This is a genomic window from Bradyrhizobium sp. P2_E8, from assembly GCF_056403875.1.
This window is the reverse complement of the sequence record NZ_JBFUES010000467.1, coordinates 1-5,719: the sequence shown is the minus strand read 5'-3', so window position 1 is coordinate 5,719 and position 5,719 is coordinate 1. Positions and strand designations below refer to the sequence as shown.

6 protein-coding genes and 1 tRNA gene are annotated in these 5,719 nt (G+C 63.0%); 1 reads left to right on the top strand and 6 read right to left on the bottom strand.

The genetic code is table 11. The annotated features are described in order from the left end of the window. Positions 1 to 196: hypothetical protein (locus AC1D00_RS23810; RefSeq protein ID WP_477012333.1), on the top strand; the 196-nt coding region annotated here is incomplete at its 5' end. Between the two features lie 2 nt (positions 197 to 198). On the opposite strand, the gene AC1D00_RS23805 is transcribed toward AC1D00_RS23810, so the two are convergent. From AC1D00_RS23805 to AC1D00_RS23780, 6 genes are all read right to left on the bottom strand, one after another. Continuing rightward, positions 199 to 360 carry a hypothetical protein gene (locus tag AC1D00_RS23805; protein ID WP_404556404.1) on the bottom strand — a complete coding sequence of 54 codons (162 nt, stop codon included), beginning with the start codon at positions 358 to 360 and terminating at the stop codon, positions 199 to 201. An 8-nt stretch (positions 361 to 368) separates the two neighbouring features. Further along, positions 369 to 593, bottom strand: coding sequence for a hypothetical protein (locus AC1D00_RS23800; RefSeq protein ID WP_477012332.1), 225 nt, complete (start codon positions 591 to 593; stop codon positions 369 to 371). 787 nt (positions 594 to 1,380) lie between these two features. Further along, positions 1,381 to 1,470: transfer RNA gene (locus AC1D00_RS23795), tRNA-Ser, on the bottom strand. A 322-nt stretch (positions 1,471 to 1,792) separates the two neighbouring features. After that, positions 1,793 to 2,116 (bottom strand): hypothetical protein, encoded by a 324-nt coding sequence (locus tag AC1D00_RS23790; protein WP_477012331.1) that lies wholly within the window; start codon positions 2,114 to 2,116, stop codon positions 1,793 to 1,795. 222 nt (positions 2,117 to 2,338) lie between these two features. Next, positions 2,339 to 4,189 (bottom strand): dihydroxy-acid dehydratase, encoded by a 1,851-nt coding sequence (ilvD, locus tag AC1D00_RS23785; RefSeq protein ID WP_477012330.1) that lies wholly within the window; start codon positions 4,187 to 4,189, stop codon positions 2,339 to 2,341. 199 nt (positions 4,190 to 4,388) lie between these two features. Next, complete coding sequence (locus tag AC1D00_RS23780) at positions 4,389 to 5,258, bottom strand: VOC family protein (protein WP_477012329.1); 870 nt, start codon at positions 5,256 to 5,258, stop codon at positions 4,389 to 4,391. Between the last annotated feature and the right edge of the window lie 461 nt (positions 5,259 to 5,719).

Here is a 5,719-nt window from a genome sequence, read left to right as displayed (position 1 = left end):
CACCTGTCGTGGCGCTAGCAGTGCTGACGTTCTGGAAGTGAGGCCGCCTCAGGTGGCGGTCAGTTTCAAGCTGGCGGGCCTACTCTTGGGCGCGATCACCCTGGACGGCGAGCAGCTCTCTGATCCTCGCCACCTTCTCTTTGGCGCTGCTCGGTCCCTCTATGGTCTTCCGGATGTCCTCGACCAGGCCCTCTAATCTCAGTCGATGCGCGCGGTCAGCTTCGCGGCGGCTGGCATCGGCAATCTCATCGAGAGCAACCATACGGCGAGTATTGCCGATTTTTCCCGATGCGTCAAAGCGCCGTCGGCGGTCCCTAGCCTGAACGGCTCTTCAAAAGGCCGCCCCCAGCCTTTGCTCATGTCGTGCTTCAGTACCCCCTGACGGCAAGCGGCGAATTGCCCCGATCGAAGTCAGGCCGGATATCTGCGCCGCGGCTGCCACAGCCTATACAGACGAACCGCGGCTCGAGATCGGAGAGCCGCGTCTCGTCAGTCCGCCGGTCGGCGTCGAGAGCAACATGATCGCCGCAGTGGCAATAGACCAATACCCCGCGCACGCCCATTTCGCGCATCTCGCCAAATGTGATTTTCATCTGCCGGCCGTCGGCGTGCGTAGGCGTGTGGCGCGTAGTTCGAGGCATACCACCATCGAAACGCGACGCGGGCGAGAGTCAAATTGTCGATTACTGGTGGCTCCGAAAGTGCGTAAGCTACAGCCCGTCGTGTATCAGGCGGTCGGCTTTTTCATGGATTTGTGAACTGCTTCACAACGCGCGGGCGTCGGCCTTTTCTATGTTCCCTCGGCCTACGCAGTCGCGATCGACACAAGAGGGGATGTTCATGAAGCTTATTCTTTCAATCCTCATGATTTTTCCGGCGAGCGCTTTCGCTAACGATTGTCCCGGATTCTTAAACTACGTGAAGGCCAATTCGCAGCTAAAACGGTACAATAACAGTCAGATTCAGTGCTTTATGACTAAGCCGCCCAAGCAGCACACCGCACTATTCACTTTATCATCCGGCAACGTGACCGTCTCTTGCACCGTCTCGGGATCTTATCCCTACCGACAATTGTCCTGCTCTGACGGCGGCCAAAGCTTCGGAAGGTCGCTCAACAACTAAGCCCTCGGTCAAGCACCGACGCGAAGCTTGCCGCAAATTGTCGATTCCTAGCGGTTTGTAAGACAGAGCTACTGCCGGTCGTGGGTCCCAAGGATCGCCACAGCACCCAGGCCGATCATTGCTAGCAGCAGCACGATGACGATCGCGCCCACAAGCCCCAGCACCGCACCAATCATCGGGCCGCCCCCAGGGCGCGACGGATTGTACGTTCGTTTGTACGTTCGGCTGGAGACTAAGTAGTTTATTTTGTTGATGTTTTGGCGGAAGGGGTGGGATTCGAACCCACGGTACCCTTGCGGGCACGCCGGTTTTCAAGACCGGTGCCTTAAACCACTCGGCCACCCTTCCAAACCCGGAATTGCTGTCGCTTAACGTAGTCGACGGCGCATGGCAACGCGAAGTTAGGCCCGTCGAAGCAAGCCTGCCCCCTCGCCTGGCCGGTCTGTCAGGCGAGCGTCAGCCTGGTCCTCTAACCTGGCAACAGGCTCGGCCGCCGACAGCGCGCCCTGCCCTCAGCAATCCCGGACACTGGCGACATCTCCCAGGGCGTCGCTGGTTGCGAGGCCCGGTTGGAGTCGTCTCCATCTCCGGGCCTCGTTTGCTGGTACCCAAAAGAAAACGCGGCGCCCGATGGGAGCGCCGCGCGAAGTTCGTTGATTGTTGCGCTGGCTCAGTAGCCGCAGGACGCGCAGCCCATCTGCACCGGGGCGTAATAGGAATAGCCCGGCGAGACCATCTCGACGCGTTGGCGCGTGGCGTATTGCGGCGGGATGCGTTCGTATTGGACGCTGGGCGGGGCGACCATCACGGTCTGCGGCACCATCACGGTGCGGTACTGCGCCGGCGTGCGATGCGCGACCACGGAGCCCGGCGAAACCATCACGGTCTCATCGACGGTGCGGTATTGCGGCTGCACATATTGCTGCTGATAGCAGGTCGTGCACGGCGGCGGCGTGTAGCAATTGTGGCAGCCGGCGGAGGCTGCGCCCGTCATCGAAATCGCGGCGACGACTGTTGAGAAAACGACAGCAAGAGTACGAGACATTATTGCGGTGCCCCAGTTGCCCGAAATGGATTTGCGAAGGTCGCAAGCAGTATACGCCGCAAGATCCAGGGCTGCCGAACTTCGTGGAGGCATCCTTAATGCGAACGGCCGGCTTTCGCCGGCCGTTCAGGACTCATTGACCATGCACGCGAGGCGCGAACGGTGGAGCGCTCAGTTCGAGCGCCGCTTCACCTCGCGCACTGCACCGCGCGCGGCGCTGGTGGTGAGCGCAGCATAGGCCTGGAGCGCGGTGGAGACATTGCGTTTGCGGCCCGTCGCCTGCCAAGCGGCATCGCCCTTCGCCTCTTCCGCTGCACGGCGGCTCGCGAGTTCCTCGTCGGAGACCTCCAGCGTGATGCTGCGGTTCGGAATGTCGATCGCGATACGGTCGCCGGTCCGCACCAGGCCGATGTTGCCGCCTTCGGCGGCTTCCGGCGACAGATGGCCGATCGACAGGCCGGACGAGCCGCCCGAGAAGCGTCCGTCGGTGACGAGCGCGCAGGCTTTGCCGAGGCCCATCGATTTCAGATAGCTGGTCGGATACAGCATTTCCTGCATGCCGGGGCCGCCACGCGGGCCTTCGTAAATGATGACCACGACCTCGCCGGCGACGACCTTGCCGCCCAGGATGCCGTCGACGGCCGCGTCCTGGCTCTCGAATACGCGCGCCGGGCCGGTGAATTTCAGGATCGAGGCATCGACGCCGGCGGTCTTCACGATGCAGCCGTCCTGCGCGAGATTGCCGTAGAGCACGGCGAGACCGCCATCCTTGCTGAAGGCGTGCTCGAGATCGCGCACGACGCCCTTTTCGCGATCGGCATCGAGCTCGTCGTAGCGACGCTCCTGGCTGAAGGCGACTTGCGTCGGGATGCCGCCGGGCGAAGCGCGGAAGAAGGTGCGCACCGCATCGCTCTTGGTGCGCTTGATGTCCCAGCGCTCCAGCGCGTCGGCCATCGTCGGCGCATGCACGGTCGAGACCGACGTGTCGATCAGGCCGGCGCGATCGAGCTCGCCCAGAATGCCCATGATGCCGCCGGCGCGGTGCACGTCCTCGACATGCACGTCGGCGACCGACGGTGCGACCTTGCACAGCACGGGCACGCGCCGCGACAGCCGGTCGATATCCTGCATGGTGAACGCGACCTGCCCTTCATGGGCGGCGGCGAGCAGATGCAGCACCGTGTTGGTCGAACCGCCCATCGCGATGTCGAGCGTCATCGCGTTTTCGAACGCCTTGAAGTTGGCGACGTTGCGCGGCAGCACCGAGGCATCGTCCTGCTCGTAGTAGCGGCGGACGAGATCGACGATGGTGTGGCCGGCCTCGACGAACAGGCGCTTGCGATCGGCGTGGGTCGCGACCACCGAGCCGTTGCCGGGCAGCGCGAGGCCGAGCGCCTCGGTCAGGCAGTTCATCGAATTGGCCGTGAACATGCCCGAGCAGGAGCCGCAGGTCGGGCACGCCGAGCGCTCGATCACCTTGACGTCCTCGTCGCTGACCTTGGAGTCGGCCGCGGCGACCATGGCGTCGATGAGGTCGACGGCCTTGGTCTTGCCCTGGAGCTTGACCTTGCCGGCCTCCATCGGCCCGCCCGAGACGAACACGGCGGGGATGTTGAGCCGCAGCGCCGCCATCAGCATGCCGGGCGTGATCTTGTCGCAATTGGAGATGCAGACGAGGCCATCGGCGCAATGGGCGTTGGCCATGTACTCGACGCTGTCGGCGATCAGCTCGCGCGACGGCAGGCTGTAGAGCATGCCGTCATGGCCCATGGCGATGCCGTCGTCCACCGCGATGGTGTTGAATTCCTTGGCGACGCCACCGGCCTGCTCGATCTCGCGGGCGACGAGCTGGCCGAGGTCCTTCAGATGGACGTGGCCGGGCACGAACTGGGTGAAGGAGTTGACCACCGCGATGATCGGCTTGCCAAAGTCAGCATCCTTCATGCCCGTCGCGCGCCAGAGGCCGCGGGCACCCGCCATGTTGCGGCCGTGGGTGGTGGTGCGGGAGCGATAGGCTGGCATGGCGGTTTCCGTCCTCGGTTTGGGTGCCTGGGCGGGAAAATATGGAGCCGCCTCAGGCCTTTCCGGCCGGATAGCGCACGGGGTGGGTTGGTGCAACGGGAACTTGGCTTGGACAGGGCCGGATCGGCCTTTCGCAGGCCTCCCCTGCTCCCGGCGCGGGCGACTGCAAGGTCGCGTCAGCGCCGGACAGACGCTGTAGCTAGCGCTTCGGCTTGGGCAGCACAATTCTACCCTGGGAGGCAATGCCACCCCACTTGGCGGACCAGCCGATTTCCGAGGCCGAGGATGGCTCAATGCTTGTCTGACCTCGGGCGCCTTGCAATGCAAACAGGGCGCCCTGGGGATCGACACACCGTGCGATCCAGCAGCCATCGGGCAATTCGATCGGACCCTGGAGGATCCGACCTCCGCCAGCATTCACATGTTTTGTGGCAGCACCGATGTCGTCGACATTGAAGTAATGCAGCCAGCTCGGCTGCGCCACGCTCGGAAGTTTCGTGAGCATTCCGCCGACAGTCTGCCCACCCGCCGAAAACAGTTGATACCAGGCCGCTGGTTCGCTTTGAGCGTCGGCCTTCTGCCAACCGAATAATTCTCTGTAGAAATCGAAGATCACGGTCCGGTCGGCGGCCAGTAACTCATGCCAGCCTACGCGCCCCGGCTCGTCCAGCTGGCCCGGTTTCCGTCGGCCATATGCTGGTTCTTGGATCAGTCCGAACGTCGCCTCCTGCGGATCGGCAACGACTGCTATGCGGCCAATATTGGTGTCGGTCGGCGGCACAAGGATCGCACCTCCAAGACGCCTGATCTGAGCGGCGGTTGCGTCCAGGTCGTCGACGGCGACGTATCCCATCCATCTCGGCGTCGCCCCCAATCTCCGCCCCTCTTGCGGGATATCCATAAGTCCGCCCAGCGGAGCGCCGCCGCTACGAAGCACCATGTAAGGCAGTTCCGGGGTCGATTCATCCTTCACGCCCCAGCCGACGGCCTTGCGATAAAATGCGCCCGCCGCTGCGACATCCGTGGTCAGAAGTTCATACCAAGCGAAACGCCCTGATCGATCTGCCACGCCGATCTCCGTTCAAGATTCGATGCGCTTGCGGCACTGCACCAAGCTGCACGCGCACCAAAAGCGTGGATCGTTGATGCGTTGTCTCAACTGGCCATGCCCATTGGCCGTTCATGAAGATGAATACATCCTGAACGTCCGGCGCCGCGCTTTTGTGCGCGTAATCGTTGCTCGCGTTATTTCCTGGGCGTAGACTTACCGCGGCTGGGATGTTTCTTGCAATGCTCGGAGGTTCGACCATGCGGCAGGCGAGGAAGACTTCTCAAGGGAAGAAGCGAGCAACCAAAGTCGCCGTGCCGGCGTTAGGAGCCGCAGGGTTGACGTTCTCGCTGGCGGGAGGCGCATCGGCGTCCGCCGTGCCGGCACCCGACGCACAACAATTGCCGCCCTTTGGAACGGGTCAGGCAATCACGCTCGATGAAGAGGAAATGGCTGACGTCAGCCTAGCCACCTTCCATCTC